Below are 19524 nucleotides of genomic sequence, written 5' to 3'. Positions count from 1 at the left end.
TTCACAATGATTTTTTAAACTGATTTTAAATAAATACCTTGCTTAAAATTTTACAGTAACTATGAAAATTATTAAATACTTAACAATCATATTTTTAAGCGGATCTCTTATTGCTTGCGGATCAAAAACAGGTCAGAAAAAAAATGATTTTTCTATAAAAACTAATGCTATAAAGGGTAATATTTCTATCAATGAGACTCTAAAACTATCTATTGAAAACAAAAAAAGTCATACAATAGATTCTATAACTTATGCTTTTGAAGGAAAACGAATAAGTGACAACATTAGTTTGAAAAATCAAAAATTAGGAAAACAAACTATTGAAGCTACCGTTTATTTTAATAATGAAAAAGAAACAATCAATACAACTATTACAGTTTTAAATAACGAAGCTCCTAAAATTTATACTTATAAAATTATTAATGAATATCCTCACGATATTACATCATACACGCAAGGACTCGAATTTTTAAACGATAGTTTATATGAAAGTGATGGTTTGTATAAAGAATCGAAACTGAGACATATAGATTATAAAACAGGAAAAGTATTAAAAAACATAGATTTAGCCGATGAATACTTTGGAGAAGGCTTAACCATATTACACGATAAAGTATACCAACTAACTTGGAGAAAAGGCACTGGTTTTGTTTATGATATAAATTCTTTTGATAAACTAAGTAGCTTTAAATATGGCAATAGTAAAGAAGGTTGGGGATTATGCAATAACGATACAACAATTTATAAAAGTGATGGTACCGAAAAAATATGGTTGTTAAATTCTGAAACTTTAGTAGAAGAATCATATATACAAGTTTACACTAACAAAGGAAAAATTGTTGGTATTAACGAAATGGAATGGATTAACGGAAGCATTTATGCAAACCGATACCAAAAAGATGGCGTTGCCATTATTAATCCTAAAAACGGAGCTGTAATTGGTGTTATAGATTTTTCTCCATTAAAAAAATTAGTAACTCAACACGAAGGTTTAGATGTACTAAATGGCATTGCTTACAACCCAACTACAAAAACAGTTTTTGTAACTGGCAAACGTTGGGACAAATTATTTGAAGTTGAAATTATTGAGAAGTAAAATACTTATTATTTTTTTAGTAAAATTTTTTACCCATTTGTAATAATTGTTACCTAAAAATTAGGCTTTAAAAAGTATCTTTGTAATACTATTTTAAAGCCCTTTTTTATGGATAATTTAGATGCTGCTAGGTTACAAATGGCATTTACCCTAATTTTTCACATTGTGTTTGCTTGCATAGGTATGGTAATGCCTTTTTTTATGATTGTTGCTCATAAAAAATGGTTAAACACAAAAGATCCTATTTATTTAAAACTGACTAAATCATGGCAAAAAGGTGTTGCCATTTTTTTTGTTACAGGCGCAGTCTCTGGAACAGCCCTATCGTTTGAATTGGGGTTATTGTGGCCTGAATTTATGAAATATGCTGGTCCTATAATTGGCATGCCTTTTTCATTAGAAGGTGCTGCTTTTTTTGTTGAAGCCATAGCCTTAGGGTTTTATTTATATGGTTGGAAAAAACTGCCTGAAAAATTTCATTGGCTTACAGGTGTCATTGTTGGTATTTCTGGTGTTTTGTCGGGCATACTCGTCGTATCTGCTAATGGATGGATGAATGCTCCTTCTGGATTTGATTATATAAATGGTGAATTTTTAAATATAGACCCCGTAAAAGCCTTATTTAATCCTGCTTGGTTTACTCAAGCTTTACACATGACACTTGCTGCCTTTACTGCAACAGGGTTTGCTGTAGCAGGTATTCATGCTTTTCAAATATATAAGAAGCAACATGTAGAACTTCATAAAAAAGCTTTTAAAATCGCTATAACCTTTGGAGCTATTGCTGCTATATTACAACCTTTAAGTGGCGATATTTCTGCAAAAGATATAGCACAACGCCAACCAGCTAAATTAGCTGCTATGGAAGCCCATTATGAAACGAGTAAAGGCGCTCCTCTTTATATTGGTGGGATTGTAGATGAAGAAAAACAAAAAGTATCGTATAAAATTGAAATTCCTAAAGCACTTTCTTTTTTAGCGTTTGGAGATTTTAATGCCGAAGTAAAAGGACTTAACGATTTTCCTGAAGATGAAAGACCTAAAGTTGCCATTGTACATTATGCATTTCAAGTTATGGTGGGTATTGGCACGCTACTTCTAATAGTTGGAATCTTATTTTTTATAAGTTTAAAAAAGAAAAAATGGTGGCTTAATAAACTGTTTTGGTTACTATTTACCATATTAGCTCCTATGGGATTTATAGCACTAGAAGCTGGTTGGATTGTTACCGAAGTTGGTAGACAACCATGGATTATTCATAATATTATGAAAACAAAAGATGCCGTTACCCCTATGCCAGGAATGGTTTATAGTTTTTATATGTATGTAGTACTTTACAGCATACTAACTGTGGCTGTTACATGGCTTATGATGCGTCAAATAAAATCGCTTAACAATTCTAAACTAGCTTAATATGTTATACGTTGTTTTATTCTTTTTAATGTTTTCGTTACTACTTTATGTTGTTTTAGCTGGAGCCGATTTTGGAGCAGGAATTATTGAATTATTTTCTTCTGAAGACAATCAAATCATAACAAAAAAAACGGTCTACCGTGTTATGGGGCCTGTTTGGGAAGCAAATCATATATGGATTATTATTCTTATGGTTATTTTATGGGTAGGATTTCCAGATTTTTATAACGTGCTTGTTGTGTATTTACATGTTCCGTTAACCCTTATTTTATTAGGAATTACGCTAAGAGGTGTTGCTTTTGTATTTAGACATTATGATGCTTATAAAGACAGTTCACAAATTCTATATGATTGGATGTTTAGAATATCTAGTCTCCTCACTCCTATTTTTTTAGGAACCACTTTTGGTGCTATGTTATCTGGTCAATTAATTATAACTGACAACTATGAAAATTTCACCTTTTACGAATTATTTATAAACCCTTGGCTTAATGGTTTTTCTATTTTAGTAGGATGTTTTTTTGCGGCACTATGTGCCTTTTTAACTGCTGTATTATTAATTGGTGAAGCTAATGATGAAGATACAAGCATATATGTTAAAAAATCTAAAATAGCTACCATTATTGTAATTGCAATGGGATTTGTTTTATTATGCTATGGCTTTATTTTTAATGTATCCTTTGTAACCGATTTTATAGACAATCCTTATGCTATAAGTTTGGTAGTTTTGTCGGCTATTTTAATATACCCTTTATTGAAAAGCATAAAAAATGCTCATCAAATTATTAGCCGATCTTTAGCAGGCATACAGGTTGTATTAATTATGATTGCTGCTTTTATTACACATTTTCCAGATTTAATTATAGCAGCTAATAAGGAAATTAGCCTTATTGATACAGCAGCAACTGAAAGTGTTATCACAGTTTTGGGTGCTTCTTTAATTGTTGGAGGACTTATTATTTTACCTGGCTTATTTCATTTATTTAAGTCTTTTAAAATGATTAAAGTTTTTGAAAGATAAAATTACTTGCAACAAAAATGATTTCACTCACTAGAAAGGGGCGTTCACTCATTTTTAGTTTTATTTAATGTTTTTCTTATAGTTATTTGAACTATGAGAAAAGTTATAACCATTGATATTCCAAAACCATGTCATGAAGACTGGAACACTATGACTCCTGAAGAAAAAGGTAGACATTGTGCTGTATGTAAAAAAACTGTTTATGATTTTACTTCAAAAACAGACGAACAAATTGTACAAACATTCACTAAAAATGGAAATGTTTGCGGGCGATTTAAAAACACTCAATTAAAACGTGATTTAGTCTTTAGCAGAAAAGAAAAAAACAATTATTTATCTTATGTAGCGTCTGGACTATTTGCTTTTTTAGGAATCTCGAGTCAGGAATCATTTGCTCAAGAGAAACCTCAAACGGTTCTAGTTGATAAAACACATAATAATGAGATTCAAGGAAAAATTAAAAGCACTCCTAAAGTAGAAAACAACCTAATAAAAGGTGTTATTTTGGATGCTGATAAAATACCTTTACCTGGAGCTAATATTATTATTAAAAGTTCGAAAATTGGTACAACAACAGATATTGATGGAAAGTTTTCTATTGAAGCTAAAGCAGATGATATATTAGTTATAAGTTATATTGGCTTTAAAACTAAAGAGCTTAAACTTACTAATGGTTTTTCTGAACCTATTTTATTAGAATTAGAAGAAGATATTTCGGGAGAAATGATTGTAACTGTTGGAGGTGCAACATCTTGTACTACACCATACCAATTAACTCCTGAAGAAGCATTGGAACAAAAAAGAAAAAGAGAATTTGCCAGAAAAAATGGTGCTGCCTTTTATAAAAAACAAAGAAAAATACGCAAACAAAAATTAAAAAATGGTGAAATTGAGCGCACTAATGTTGGTAAATTGTTTTATAAAATCACTAACCTTTTTTAGATAGTATTGTTTTGCGTTATGGATAGTAGTGACAGCTTTTGGCGAGGTGAGTATCGAGCCAAAACTATAACGGATAGCCAGACCTTTGTCCTGACCTAAACCCGGATAAATGTAAAGCCCTAATTATTTTTTGACTGGTATTTAAAAAACGAATAAGAAACAGGAATAAACATAAAGCCAAGAATTACAAAAACTAAAAAGGCCTTTTGTAAATTAAAAGCATGTGCTAAATAGCCTATTAACGGAGGACCTAATAACATACCAAAAATAGCATAGGTAGTTATTATTGAAATAGCCATACCAGGAGAATATTTTTTTGAAGTTCCTGCTAACGATATTGTCATTGGAAAAATAGCTGCAGTACCAAATCCTACCAAACAAAACCCAAATAATGCCGACCAAAAATAGGGAAATACAATTGCTATTAGCATGCCAAATGAAATGACAACAGAGCTTAAAATATATATTTTTTGTAATCCTATTTGGTTTACTAATCTATCTGAAAAGAACCTAGATAATGCCATAGTTAGCATAAACATAAGGTAACCATAAGTAAAGACGTCTTCTTTTACAACTTCTTTAAAATACACTCCACTCCAATCAAACATACCGCCTTCGCATATAGCTCCTATAAATATTATAACGCCCAAATACAGTATAAACGGATCTGGTTTTCCTAATATTAATTTATTGCCAGATGGTGATTTATCATTCTTTAATGTGTATTTATAGGCCATTAAAGCTATTAACAACACCATTATTGAAATAATAGACAAGTGTATTTGAATAGCAATATTCATTTTCACCATTAAAGTAGAAAACCCTACTCCAACTAATCCTCCTGTACTCCAAAGACCATGAAAAGCTCCTACAACACGTTTCTCAAACTTTTTTTGCAAGATTATAGATTGTGTATTCATAGAAATATTTATGATACGCATACAAAATGAAAAAAAACAAACGGCAGCTACTAATAAAAAAGGCGTGCTTGCAAAACCTATTAAGGTAAGTGATATAGAAAAAAAGACAAAAGCTACTATTAAGGGTACTCTACTATCAAACTTTGATACTAACCAACCAGAAATGGGTAACCCTATGAGAGAACTTATAGGCATTGCCAAAAGAATAGTCCCTAATTCGGCCTCATTAAAATTAAAAAAAGATTTTATTGTTGGAATTCGAGACGCCCAACTAGAAAAACAAATACCTGATAAAAAAAAGTATGTGCTTAACGCTATACGTTGTTTAGACCTTAATTCCATTAACTCATTTTTTTTGAGCCGCAAAAATAGTGGAATGCTTTATAAAAAAGCATAATTCCATTAAATATATAACCTAATAGTCATAATAAAAAAATGAATATTCAATAACAACACACTCTAACTCATTGGTTTTATTAAAGATAAACTAACAAAACAAGCATATTACTAAAACATGATCAAAATCATATTTTAATATCTGAAATCAGACAACCTTTGTATTATTATTTAAAACAAATCTAAATTATGTCAATATTAAAAAATCCAAAATCAGAACTACTAAGTTTATTCGTGATAATATTATTTACAATAAACCTAAGTCAAGCACAACAATTCAATTTAAACAATAGCGAATCTACATTAACAGTACTAGGAACTTCAAGTTTGCACGATTGGCATATTACTGAAGAAACTCAAAGCGGCACCATAGTATTTGAAAACATTGATAATTGTAATATAAAAGATTGCAATATAATCATGAATGCTGAAAGCTTAAAGAGTGGTAAAAACTCTATGGATAAAAACACATACAAAGCTTTAAAAACAGATGATTATAAAACAATTAATTTTCAATTAACCAATGTTGAAGAAGTAACAAACAAAGGTAATGGAATCTATTCTGTAAAATCTATAGGAAACTTAACTATTGCTGGTGTAAAAAAACAGATCATACTAAACTTTACAGCAAGTATAAATGGAAGTAAAATAAATTTAACAGGAGAGAAAAAAATTAAAATGACAGATTTTAATATTAACCCTCCAAAAGCATTATTTGGAACCATTACTACAGGAGATGATATAACTATTAAATTTTCAACAACCTTTATATAACTTAATAACACTTAACAAATAAAAATCATGAAATCAATTTTAAAAAAATCAATGCTAATTGGGCTAATCTTAACTGGATTCAGTTTTTATGCTCAAAATAGAAACTTAGATAATTACAGACAACCAGATAAAAATGGGATAAATGTATTTGAAAGTCCAAAAGATACAATCACAACTTTTAATGATGTAAAAGTAAGAATTGGTGGTGCTTCAACTATTCAATATCAAGCTCTAGACAATGAAAATTCAGGAACAACAGGTTTAGAGTTAAAAGAAATTGGGGCAAACTTTAATCTAGCAACTGCAAACTTAGACTTAGATGTCGCTTTATTTGATGGTGTTAGAATGCATTTACGTACTTTTCTTTCTTCTCGTCATCATCATGAACCTTATGTAAAAGGAGGTTACTTTCAAATTGATAAATTAGACTTTATCAGTGAAGGCTTTTTAGGAGAATTCATGAAACATGCTACTATTAAAATTGGTCATATGGAAAACAACTATGGTGATGCACATTTTAGAAGAACTGATAACGCACAAGCTATTTATAACCCTTTTGTTGGAAACTTATTAATGGATGCTTTTACAACTGAAGTTGGCGCTGAATTATTATATAGATGTGATAGTGGTCTTTTAGCTATGGTTGGGTTATCAAACGGTAAACTAAACCAATCTCCAGAAAAAGCAGCAAATGATAAAACAGGAGGAGCTACTTTCTTAGCAAAATTAGGGTATGACAAACAGTATAATGAAGATTTTAGATTTAGATTAACAGGATCTATTTATAACACTGGTTATTTAGGAAATGCTAATTTATATGCAGCTGATAGAGCTGGTTCTAGATATTATAGTGTTATGACAGCTGCAACTGCAACATCTGATGATTTCAGATCTGGACGTTACAATCCTAATTTTAGAAATAGCATCACAGCTATAATGTTTAATCCGTTTTTAAAATATCAAGGATTAGAATTTTTTGGAACTATTGAAAATTCTAAAGGTAAAACAGCTGCTGGAGCTGATGAAAGAACTGCAAAACAATATGCAGGAGAACTTATATACCGTTTTGGTACTAATGAAAACTTATATATTGGTGGACGATATAATGTTGTTGATGCAGAAGAAACTAGTGCCGATGTTAAAGTTAAAAGAACACAGCTTGGAGCTGGATGGTTTATGACTAAAAATATTTTATTAAAATTAGAATATGTAAACCAAACTTACGATGGTTATGATGTTGGAAGCATATTAAATGATGGTAAATTTAATGGATTTATGGCAGAAGCGGCTATAAGCTTTTAATAAAAAATTATAAGTCTCAATGAAGCAGAAGTTTCATTGAGACTTTTTTCTTTTTAATTTCATTATATATTCAATTTAAAACCAAAAACATGAAAAACATTGTATATATTTTTTCTATTTTACTATTAGTTTCATTTACAAATAGAGGCACTGCAAAAAGCACTTCTGTAATTATTACTCCTAAAAGTAAATTGGTAGTTAAAGGAAAAACTAATATTAACACTTTTGATTGTGTATTTAATGTTACAAACTTAAAAAAACCCATTCCTGTTTTTTTTGAGATTGAAGACCATAAAATGGTGTTTAAAAAAACGGAACTTGTTTTAAATAACGCTTGTTTTGATTGCGGAAACAAAGGCATGAATAAAGATTTTCAAGACTTATTAAAATCTAAAAAATACCCTGAAATATTTCTAAAATTAAAAGAAATAGAAAAAATAGATAAAGAAAACGCCTTTTTAAACGCTACAATAGAAATAGAAATTGCTGGAGTAGTTAAACAATATCAAACACCAGTAATATTAGACAATAAAAATGAGTTGTTTGTTAAAGGACTTTTAACATTAAATATTTGTGATTTTAATATTGAACCTCCTAAAAAATTACTAGGCCTAATTTGTGTTAACGAAACTATTGAAATAGATTTTCAACTACTTATTAAAAAATGCTAACGGAATTATTTATGCACAGCACTTTGCACACAAGGGCAATTGCTAATACCTTGTAAAAAATTCAATCCAATGGTTATAACATGTGTACCAGAATTGTAAGCAGATAATTCGTTTGTTGTTATTTGATAAGCATACCCAAAATAGAAAACACTCTTTTGAAACCCTACCATAGGACCTATATTTAAAGGTTTTAATAATTGATCGTTAAGGAAACGATACGAGATACCTGCCCAAACATAATCTTCTTTTCTATTAAACTTTCGTACTTTAAAATTTAAATCGCTACTAGAACGTTTATCGCTTGCAAACATTTGGTAATATACAGATGGTTCAAACTCTAAGCCACTTTTTTTGGGGCCATTAAAAGTGTACCCCGAATATATTTGATAGTTTAAAAGTAAGTTAGGTTCTGCTACCCTAATACTATTATCAATATCTTTATCTAAAAGATTATTAACATTAAAACTTAAAAAAAATCCTTTATTTCTATACAAAAAACCAGCATCAAAATTGTTATTTGATGTTCTTCTATCGTCTGTAACAAAAGGATCTATAATTGGGTTTTCATAAGTGGTATTAAAATTATTAATATCTATTCTAAAATTATTAATATTATAAGATATACCAAATGACAAATATTGTTTAGAATAATAATCTAAGGTAAGATGATGTGCAAAAGAAAACTTAAAACCTGTTTGAATAGTATTTCCATTTCTATCATTATACATTGAAAATCCGACACCTGAACGATTTGAAATTCTAAAATCACCATAAAGCGATTGATTATCTGGCGCACCTTTAATACCAACCCATTGTGTTAATCCGTTAGCTCTTATTTTTAAATTATCGCCAATTCCTGCATATGTTGATGATACTACAAAATTATTATCTGCTAAATACTGTGTAAAAACAGGCAAATTTAACTCCTGTCCATAGCTATTTGCTATAAAAAAGAAAAGTATATATATAATTAATTTTCGCATTTGTTTATTTATATTTAATGGTTATTACCATTAATTATCGTTATCTATAAAGCGTAAAGTGTCCTACAAATTGACGATTATCTTTTGTATCATTTAACTTTACAACATACCAATAATCTCCCGTTGGAAGTTCTGCTCCATTATATCTACCATCCCATTTTTCACCAACTCGTAAGGTGGCAATTTTACGACCATATCTATCAAAAATATTAAACTCTAGATCTTTATATTGATTAGTACATCCTGGTCCCCATTCATCTAAATTACCATCATCATTAGGTGTAAAATAATTAGGTATACATACATCTATATATTCATAATACCTTGTGGCAGAAGCTACACATCCAAAACGGTCAGTTACAGTAACTGTATAATCTCCAGATGCATAAATAATAAATGTGTTTTCACTACCATATGGCTCTCCATTTAATGTAAATTCATAATCACCAGATCCACCAGATACAACAGCAACAATTTGATTTAGTTCACCATCTTGTAATACCAATGTTAATGGATCATAACCTAAAATATCAAAAAAGTCTGTTCGTTTAATACAACCATTTGTATGACTTACATCGATATAATGATTTAAGCCTTGAGGTACATTTATAAACACATTACTTGTTTGATATGGGCCTCCATCTAGTGAATAGCTTAAATTTGAAAGATCTGTAATACTGGCATCAACACTAACTGTTACAGTATTAGTTGATAAATTATTTGAACAACCATATTCTACATCTACAACCGGATTAATAAGTACTGATTCTGGGAACGTTATATTCCATTCAGACTCACAACCTAGAGCATCACTTACATAAACAATATGATCGCCACCAGATAAACTTGTAAAATCAAACTGTACTTGAGTTAAAGTTCCTGTTGTATAAATACCATTAATATCATCTAAAGCAACACTGTATGGCATCTCTCCTCCAGATATTTCTATACTAAAAGCTCCATTATCATCTCCATTACACAATTCTGGAATTATAGAATTTGGTACAATACTAAGAGAAACAGGTATAGGATCGTTAATTACAAAATCAAAAAGAACAAAACAACCTGATTCATCTTGAGCTATAGCTTGATAATTTCCTGAAGCTAGATTTTCAAAAATTGGTGATTCAAAAAATTGATTTAATTGTGGTGAAATAGCATATTTTATAATACCTGAACCTCCTGTAGCTACAATTTCTAACAACCCATTATTAGCTCCAGTACACGTAACATTTGTAACTGTGAAATTAACATCTAATGGTAAAGAAGGTTCAATAATTGGAATTACTGAAGATGCTGTTAAACAATCTCCACTATCTACTCTTACTTGATAAGCACCTACAGGAAGATCTGTAAAAACACCCGTAGCATTTTGATTAAGTGGTGAAATATTAGTTCCTGTGTCATCTTGTAAAGTATAAACATAACTTCCTAAACCACCTATAGCAGTTGCTACAATAACACCAGTAGTATCTCCAGCACAATTAATTTTAGCGTTGGTAGTATCTATATCAACTTCTAATGTTGGTAGAGGATCAATAGTTATTTCATTTGAAACATTAGCATTACAACCATTAGCATCTCTAACGTAATACACATAAGAACCATCACTAACTGGAATTACAACAGATGAAGAAAATGATCCTAATACCGTTGTAAAAGTTTCAGTAGCACTATATTCATAAGTTCCTGTACCGCCTGTCGCACTTAACTCTAATGTTGAACCAGTTGAACAAGTTTGTGATGTTACTTTTACCAATGCTGCTTGAACTTGAGTTGGCTGATCAATTGTAATATCTGGTGAAGTAAATTCACAATTATAGCCATCAGTAATAACAACATTATAAGTTCCTACTCCTAATCCTGTAAAAACAGGAGAAGATTGTGGTCCAGATGATGTTATAGTAGGAGATAGCATATTTAGTGTAAATGAATAATTACCTACTTGCCCGCCTGTAACTGCACTTGCTGTTATACTTGCATTAGTATCTCCAAAACAAGTTAATAATGTTGTATTTGCTGTAACAACAGCATCAATAGGATCTGGAATAATAAGAGTAACATCATCTGAAGCTATACAACTTCTTGCATCTCTTACGTTAACCGTATAAACTCCTGCAGATAAATTTGTAAATGTTCCGTTTGAAGAATATGCAACCGTTGCTGCTCCAGTTAATTCATATTCATAAGTTCCCCAATCTCCACTTGCAACTGCAGTAATTGTTCCTTTATCGTCATCACATGTTACGCTAGATGTTTCTGATGCAACTACAGTTAATATTGATGCCGGACTTGAAATAATAACAGCTCCAGATGTTACTGAACAAAAAGGACTTGCTGTTTCATTTATAACAACCGTATAACTATCGGCTAAAAGACCAGAAACCAATACTGGATTCGTTGACGTATTAGCTGAAACTACACCAAAAACAGAAGTAGATGAGCTATCAAAAACCTCATATGTATAAGATCCTGAATACCCACTAACATTAATTTCAAAAGTTCCATTATTATCTCCAAAACATGTTACAGCAGTTGGAGATGTAATAGTTATACTTGGAAGTGTTGCAGCTTGCAAAAAGACCTCTACACTTTCAGAGCACAAGGTTGCCGTATCTGTAATTGTTACAGTATATGTACCTGATGGAACTCCAGAAAACACATTACCACTTAAACTTATTGAAGCAGGACTTGGACTAATAGAATAACTATAAAATCCTGTTCCGCCTGATCCTGCTACTGTTATTTCTCCATCATCGTCATTACATGTCGGTAATGTTGTAACATTAGGTATTATAGCTATTGGTGCTACAATATCTACTGATACTAAATTACCACATCCGTTAGCATCCTGTACCTCAACAGTATGTGTTCCCGAAGCTAAATTTGATATAGAAAATGGTGCTGTACGTGTTTGAAAAACACCGCCATCTATACTATAACTATATGGGGCAATACCTGCTGTAGTTAATGCTACATTTATTTCAAAGTTACCTTCTGTTACAGTACATTGATTGTTTAGAGTAGCTGTAATTACTGGTTCTGGATCAGATGGTAATACTAAAACAGGTGTAGACCTAATACAACCATAAGCATCTTTAACATGCACATAATAACTATTTGCATCCATATTAAACACATTAGCTGATGCCCAAGATGGATCAGTATCCAAAGGAGGCGTTGCTGATGTAGTTATTTGATATAAATATGGAGCTGTACCATCTCTTGCAATAGCATTAATAACTCCTGAATTCGGATTACAATTAGCATTCTTATCTACAGTAGCAGAAATATTTAAATCGAATGCTGATTCTGAAATATTAAAAGGAACACTTACTACACTACAACCAGCGTTAGTTGCTCCTACGTCTTCAGTAATTAAAACAAAATAATTACCAAAATCTAATGATTCAAAATTTGATACGTTTAATGTCCCATTTGCTGGTACTGTTCCTACCCCTGTAATACCTACAGGTGTTAAAGTTTGTGAATTATATACTTCATATGTAATATTAGTAGAAACTGGATAAATACTTGTTACATCAAAACTCACATTACCATCGGCACTTCCAACGCAAGTAATATTATTTGAAATTAATGTACTAGCTGTTAATGTTGAATTTGTTGGAATTGGGGTGGTAGACGTTTCATAATAATAACAACCTGTTGACTCATCAAAAACAATAAATGTATATGTTGCTCCTGGTATTAAATTATAAAACGTAGTTTGCTTACTTCCAATAGCATCTTCATCTTGCCAAGGAAAAGCTGTTGGAGCTGTATAAATCATTCCTGGACCTGTGTAAATAGCAAAATGAAAAGGACCTGCACTAGCAAGAGCAGTACCTACAGCAACTAAGGCTGAACCTCCTGTAGAACAATCTGCTGGCGGTGAGGAAACTGTAATATCAAAATGGTCTGGCGGCGATGCCACTAATACATCTTGAATTAAAACAGAACACCCATTTGCATCTACAACATTAATTTGATATAATCCAAAATCAACTACATCAAACGTAGTAGAAATAGAGCCAGAAACATTAAGTTCGGAATCAAAATATCCGTTTGTTCCAGTTACAAAATAATTATAAGGAGCTGTTCCTCCAGATACACCATCAACAACAACAGAACCTTTTGAAATACCTCCTATAGGGTCGCAAGTTATTGGTTCTGGGTGATAAACAACATTTATAGGATCGGGTGCTGCAATTGTTACTGTTGCAGTATCCGTACAAGATTTAGAATCGGTTAGTGTAACGGTGTAATCACCAGAAGGAAGTCCACTAGTTTGACTACCAAAATTACTTCCAGTGGTATCATTACGAACATTAATTATAAATGGAGGTGTGCCTACAGTATTATTAATAGTAACTTGTATAGTTCCATTTGTATCACCATTACAGATATTTGGAGTTGAAGAAATTGAACTTATTTCAGGATACGAAATAGCATTAATTGTTTGTACACCAGATTCAAAAGTACATCCGTTAGCATCTGTAATCAAGAATTGATATGTCCCATCAGTTGGTGCTAAATGAGTAAATGATGTCCCTGCAATAGAGGTTGAACTACCATATCCAATTCCATTAAGAGAAACTTGATAAGTAAATGGAGCTACACCACTTAAAACATTTCCTGTTATTAATCCGTCAGGAGATGCTGTACAATCTAAATCCTTTGTTATTACTATACTTGCCGTAACAGCTGCTAATGGTTCAATAGTATAAGATTCTGCATACATACAATCATTAGCATCTCGTACTTCAAAAGTATAAGTATCAGATACTAATCCTGTAAAAACATTTGAAGTTTGATAAGACGTTGTTGTTGGAGATATTATTCTATACTCTAAAGATGTTACTCCTCCTGTTGGGGTTAAAGTTACATCTGAAGTTAATGCTGGACAACTTATAGGTGTATTAGTAAAATCTAAATCTGTTGGAGGGTTTAAAGAATCTATAATTACAGGTGCCGTAACAAATGAACAGTTATTAGCATCTTGTATGGTTACAGTATAAGTTCCATCTGTTAAACCTGTAAAAATAAGACCTGGTTGAAAATTTACACCATCAAGACTATAAGTATAAGGTGCTGTTCCACCAGAAACACCTGAAACAGTTATTACTCCATTAGTAGTACACGTATAAGGCGTTGTTAAAGTTGCGGTTCCATTAATTGCTGGAGCAACGGTAATTGTTATCGCTTGTGGTGTGGTTAAACATACATCTGGTCCAAAAGTGTACTGAACAACAACATCATAGTCGCCAGCACTTAATCCTGTGAAAACTGGTGAAGTTGAAAATGTAACCCCGTTATCTATACTATATTCTAAAGTGTTTCCATTTGGGTTTGATACGTTAATATCAATACTTCCTGAATTTACTGCTTCAGCACATAAAATATCTGTTTTAGATACAGTGAAATCTGGAGCAGGTATTGTATTTACTGTTATTGATGTATCTGCTGAACAATTATTTGAATCAACAACGGTAATATCATAAACACCTGTAGTTGTTACACTAATTATGGGTGATGTTTGAAAAACTGTTGCACTGTTTACAAAATAGAAATATGGTGCTGTCCCCCCAACTGGATAGACTGTAATTTCCCCATCAGTACAAGTTAATGGTTTGGTAAGTGCAGCCGTTGCTTCTATTAATGGAGGATTAATAATTTCAATATCTCCTGTATACAAACAGCCATCTTCTGTAGAAACATTTAGTGTATAAATACCTGGATTTAAATTACTAAAAGTATAATCACTAGCAACTAATGGACCTACACTATTTACAAGGGTAGCACCTTCATAAATTGAGAAATAATATTGAGGACGAGCGTCATTTGCAGCAACAATCACACTCCCCATACCTCCATTACAAAATGGTTGGATTACATCTGTTGAAACCGTAAAATCACGTTGTCTTATTTGTACATCTGGTACTGAAAAAATACATGGGTTTGGAGTTACACCAATTTGCCTCACATATACACTATAAATACCTGGAGAAGTTATAGAAAACACATTAGTTGGTTGATAATTTATACCATCAATACTATATTCGTAACCACTTGAAACTCCTCCTACATTAATTTCTCCCGGTGTTGTACAAATTATATCTTTTGTTGTAGCTGTAGGTACTAATAAATTTGTATAAATATTAAAATAAAACTGATTAAAGCAACCACCTGTATAATTTAAAGTCAATCTATATTGACCCGCAGTATCTGCCATAAAATCGGGACCGGTCGTTACTTGATTCCATGTACAACCAGAATCCTCATTAGCACAATCTTGATTTATAACTGCAGTACAACTTGTTTCATCTAATTTTTCCCATATCATAGATGTTGTATCAGTGATACCTGTTTGAATAAACCTTGAATCGTTTGCTCCACACAAAAAGATATTAGGTAATAATTTACCATCATTAGGGCAAGTAACAACTTGATCAGCAAAAGGGATAACTGGATTTGTAACATTAGCTCCAAACGTAATAACTTCAAATGTTTGCTCAGTGGATTGACAAGGTGCGATAGCCGTGTTACTTACATAATATGTTCCTGGTGTTGTAACTGTAATAGATTGTGTAGTTCCTATTACTGGAGTTCCAGAAGGACTTGTAGACCAAGAATAGGCATCGTAACCATTACCTGCAGTTAATACAACATTATCTCCACAAAGTATTACTTCTTCCTCAAAAACACAATTAAGATCTGCTAAAAAATTTGTTGCTGCAGGTGTTATTAAACAACCTGTATTAGCACTAAAACTGGGATCATCGGTAATTACAAAAGTCGAATTTATAGTTCCGTTATAAGTTACATAAGCTTGATTACTTATTATATTTGAACATGCATCATTTAATAAACTACATGAAGACACTACAGTTACTTTAAAACGTATTTCTTGAACTGGGTCATTTTCTTCAACAACAGAATTATCAACACTAAAAATGAGTTCTCTAGTTGTTGGGTTATAACTTTGAACTGTTACACCAGGAGGTAATAACCCCATATCTGCTGGATAATTAAAATCAATATTTATTGGCAGTATATCTCTAATAATAAGATTTGTTGCATCATCATTACCTGTATTTTGAAAACCAATTACATAATTTAATTCATCACCAAGATTAACCAATTGATTTCCAATGTCATTCCCAGCTGGATCTTCAACAACTTTAGTTAATGTAATCTTAGGTTCTATAATTTCAACAGCAAAAGATGTTAAAAACACACCATAGCCATCTCCATTTGTAGTTAGTTTTAAATCTCCTGCAGTGGCATTATTAGGCAAAACGGAATTTAATGGATTTGGTAATCTAAAATTATTAACATCTAAACCAAGAGTATTTAAACTGGCTGGATTTCTATTAGTTACATGTGCACCATCAATAGTAATACTAGAATTAAAAAAATTGTTTGATTGATTTATTACGTCACTTAATACAGTATAAGTACCTGATGTACTTGCTTTAAATTGAAATGAATCACCAGAAATACCAATATCGCCTTCCAATGCTGCAACCCCAATATTAGAATTTACTGGTAGAGGACTTGGTAAGGTTTGAAAACCTGAAACAGGAATATCTAATTCTGTGGTATTTTGTACACCAGCATATCCATCAAAAACTGAAATAAATTTACTTGGTAATATAGGGCTTTCATAAATAACTACTAATGTCCATCCTGCTGAACACCCTCCTCTTCTTATTCCTCTTGTAGCTCTTAAATTTGCTACAGTATATTCACCATCTGCTTCTGGTAAACCTTGTAACAAGCTTGTTACATTCTTATAGCATATTATTGGTGAATCTTTAAATGAATTTTCTACGCCTGAACCATAATATTCATATCCATCAAAAATAATATCATCCTCATCACCTACTGGATCAGGGTTATTATCAGCTACTATATCTATAAATCCACCCGTTGGAAGTTTAAACTTAATTTGATTCCAATCTTCAAGTCTAGGTGTGCCTTCAAATTGTACACTTCTATTATTGGCTACTTCTAATGGATAAACAGAAGCCCAATATAAACCAGCATATAAAATATTTTTACAATTATTGTTTATAGCTAAGTCTGCACTACTTGAACTAAATATTGATGGGTCGCCTCCACTTGCAACATTTACATAAACACCTTCATTATTATTATTTATTTCTGTACCATTATATGGCAAAGGCAAATCTTTAGCTGTAACTATACCATTACCAATTAAAATAATATCTCCTTTTACTTTTATACTTCCACCAGGAAGTCTAGGTGAAAAAGGGACAGGTAATTGAGCAAAAACATAGTTACTACAAAACAGAGTAATAAACAATAAAAAAACAATTCCTTTTGTTACATAAGTAGTTTTTTTCATGGTGGCTATATTTAAATTTTCTCTTTTACTTTGGGGAATAAAAAAGATATATCACTCTTAATTTAATTGTTCAACACAGAAACAAGACTAATACTACAAAACATGTAATTTATCCTTAATTTAAGTTTTTAAACGGTATAAATATCGGTATTTTTTTTTAAACAATGAAAAAACATAGTAAAATTAACGCAGTTTAACGACAAATAAAACGCTTTAACTGTTTTAATATATCTTTTTGTAGGTTTTTTATATGCAAGATGAAGTTTTTGCTGAATAATTAAGAATTTTAAAATTAAGATAAAAGGAAGTCCTTAATTTTCTATTTTGACCATAGACATTTTACTATTATACGGTTTGTTTTCTTTTGATTCCAGTGTTTTCTTAGCAATATCTATGTAATCAAACTTATCGTAATAAATATAATATTTACTAGTATTTACATCAAAAAAGAAATTAATATTCTTTTCTCCTGAAGCTATAGCTTTTCTTAAAAACTCATCTCTTTTAGAAATATCACTATGCACTGCTATTACTAAATAATAACCACTTTCTTCATTAGAAACATTTTTTACAATTTTGATATTATTATTTAACTCTTCACCAAAATCAAAATCTGACTCACTTAATGGTTCTGCACTTAAAGGCGTATTTTGTTTTATTTGATTTAATGATGCTCTATCTTTATTATAACGATCTTCTTCATTATCATAAGATGCACGTTTTATTCTTCGTTTTCTTTCTATTTCAGTAGCAACTTTAACAACTTCTAAAGTAGAAAGTAAACTTGCTTTTGTTTGAATTGCTCTTGATTGAACAGATTGTAATTCCTCAATCTTTTGTTGATAAAATACATTTGTAGCTTCAGTTTTATCTTTAACTATTTTTAATCTTTTGCTAAACAAATCTTGAAGCTCTATCAATTTGGATTCTTGAGAATTAATTAGATTATTAAGATTTTCAGTTAACACTTCTATTGCTCTGTTTTCTGCAGAAACACTTTTAAACACCTTTGGTTTAGCACTAACAACCCCTTGTTCACTTAAATCATTCTCTTCTTTTAAATCATCTAAATCTTGTTGCTTAGTTGTAATAAAAGCTTTTAACTTAGTTAATAAATCTTGTTGTTCAATTTTAGAATTTTCTGTTAATTCTATCATTTTCTTTATTTCTAAAGATTCTTTATCTCGAGCAACTTTAACCAACACACCATCTAATTCTAGTGTATCCATTAATTGATTTTCTCTTTCTTGCTTTAATGCTTCTTGTTTAGCTTTTTCTTCTAGTTGTTTTTGTTCCTCTTGTTTTAATCTTAAATCGGCTTCTTCTTTCTCTAATTTTTGTTTAGCTAATTCTTCTGCTTTAGCTTGTTCTATAGCTGTTTTAATTCTTGCTGCTTCTGCTGCTTTTGCTTTAGCTTCATCTATTAATCGTTGCTTAGTTGCTTCTTCAACTCGTTTCCGCTCTTCTTCTTTCAATCTTAAATCTGCTTCTTCGTTTGCTAATTTTTGTTTAGCCAATTCTTCTGCTTTAGCCTGCTCTTTAGCTATTTTAACTCTGGATGCTTCTGCTTCTTTTGCTTTAGCTTCATCTATTAATCGTTGCTTAGTTGCTTCTTCAACTCGTTTCTGCTCTTCT

Annotated in this window: 10 protein-coding genes and 1 pseudogene; 7 read left to right on the top strand and 4 right to left on the bottom strand. The window is 31.1% G+C overall.

From position 1 onward, the window contains the following. The first annotated feature begins 61 nt into the window (after positions 1–61). The 4 genes from ACH5TX_RS17835 to ACH5TX_RS17820 all read left to right on the top strand — a co-directional run bounded on the left by ACH5TX_RS17835 (position 62) and on the right by ACH5TX_RS17820 (position 4472). Positions 62–1096, top strand: coding sequence for a glutaminyl-peptide cyclotransferase (locus ACH5TX_RS17835; RefSeq protein WP_439340852.1), 1035 nt, complete (start codon positions 62–64; stop codon positions 1094–1096). Positions 1097–1204: 108 nt separating this feature from the next. After that, positions 1205–2509 carry a cytochrome ubiquinol oxidase subunit I gene (locus tag ACH5TX_RS17830; RefSeq protein ID WP_439340851.1) on the top strand — a complete coding sequence of 435 codons (1305 nt, stop codon included), beginning with the start codon at positions 1205–1207 and terminating at the stop codon, positions 2507–2509. Position 2510: 1 nt separating this feature from the next. Beyond that, positions 2511–3530, top strand: coding sequence for a cytochrome d ubiquinol oxidase subunit II (locus ACH5TX_RS17825; RefSeq protein WP_439340850.1), 1020 nt, complete (start codon positions 2511–2513; stop codon positions 3528–3530). A 93-nt stretch (positions 3531–3623) separates the two neighbouring features. Next, positions 3624–4472 (top strand): carboxypeptidase-like regulatory domain-containing protein, encoded by an 849-nt coding sequence (locus ACH5TX_RS17820; protein WP_439340849.1) that lies wholly within the window; start codon positions 3624–3626, stop codon positions 4470–4472. Between the two features lie 119 nt (positions 4473–4591). Here ACH5TX_RS17820 and ACH5TX_RS17815 read toward each other — a convergent pair whose 3' ends face one another. After that, positions 4592–5734, bottom strand: a complete 1143-nt coding sequence (locus ACH5TX_RS17815) for an MFS transporter (protein ID WP_439340848.1) — start codon at positions 5732–5734, stop codon at positions 4592–4594. Between the two features lie 243 nt (positions 5735–5977). On the opposite strand from ACH5TX_RS17815, the gene ACH5TX_RS17810 reads away from it, so the two are divergent. The 3 genes from ACH5TX_RS17810 (at position 5978) to ACH5TX_RS17800 (ending at position 8535) form a co-directional block, all read left to right on the top strand. Further along, positions 5978–6562, top strand: coding sequence for a YceI family protein (locus ACH5TX_RS17810; RefSeq protein WP_439340847.1), 585 nt, complete (start codon positions 5978–5980; stop codon positions 6560–6562). A gap of 27 nt (positions 6563–6589) precedes the next feature. After that, complete coding sequence (locus tag ACH5TX_RS17805) at positions 6590–7864, top strand: hypothetical protein (RefSeq protein WP_439340846.1); 1275 nt, start codon at positions 6590–6592, stop codon at positions 7862–7864. Between the two features lie 89 nt (positions 7865–7953). Beyond that, positions 7954–8535, top strand: a complete 582-nt coding sequence (locus ACH5TX_RS17800; protein WP_439340845.1) for a YceI family protein — start codon at positions 7954–7956, stop codon at positions 8533–8535. A gap of 5 nt (positions 8536–8540) precedes the next feature. Here ACH5TX_RS17800 and ACH5TX_RS17795 read toward each other — a convergent pair whose 3' ends face one another. The 3 genes and pseudogenes from ACH5TX_RS17795 to ACH5TX_RS17785 all read right to left on the bottom strand — a co-directional run. Next, positions 8541–9518: a PorP/SprF family type IX secretion system membrane protein gene (locus ACH5TX_RS17795; RefSeq protein ID WP_439340844.1), complete on the bottom strand. Its 978-nt coding sequence runs from the start codon at positions 9516–9518 to the stop codon at positions 8541–8543. Positions 9519–9558: 40 nt separating this feature from the next. Continuing rightward, on the bottom strand, positions 9559–17889 hold the full coding sequence (locus tag ACH5TX_RS17790; protein ID WP_439340843.1) for a T9SS type B sorting domain-containing protein: 8331 nt from the start codon (positions 17887–17889) through the stop codon (positions 9559–9561). Positions 17890–18200: 311 nt separating this feature from the next. Continuing rightward, positions 18201–19524 (bottom strand): annotated as a pseudogene (locus ACH5TX_RS17785) (PorP/SprF family type IX secretion system membrane protein); the annotation flags it as partial.

This window comes from Thalassobellus citreus, assembly GCF_044385915.1.
Lineage (GTDB): Bacteria > Bacteroidota > Bacteroidia > Flavobacteriales > Flavobacteriaceae > Thalassobellus > Thalassobellus citreus.
The sequence above is the reverse complement of the archived record's forward strand: the minus strand, read 5'-3'. Positions and strand labels throughout refer to the sequence as shown.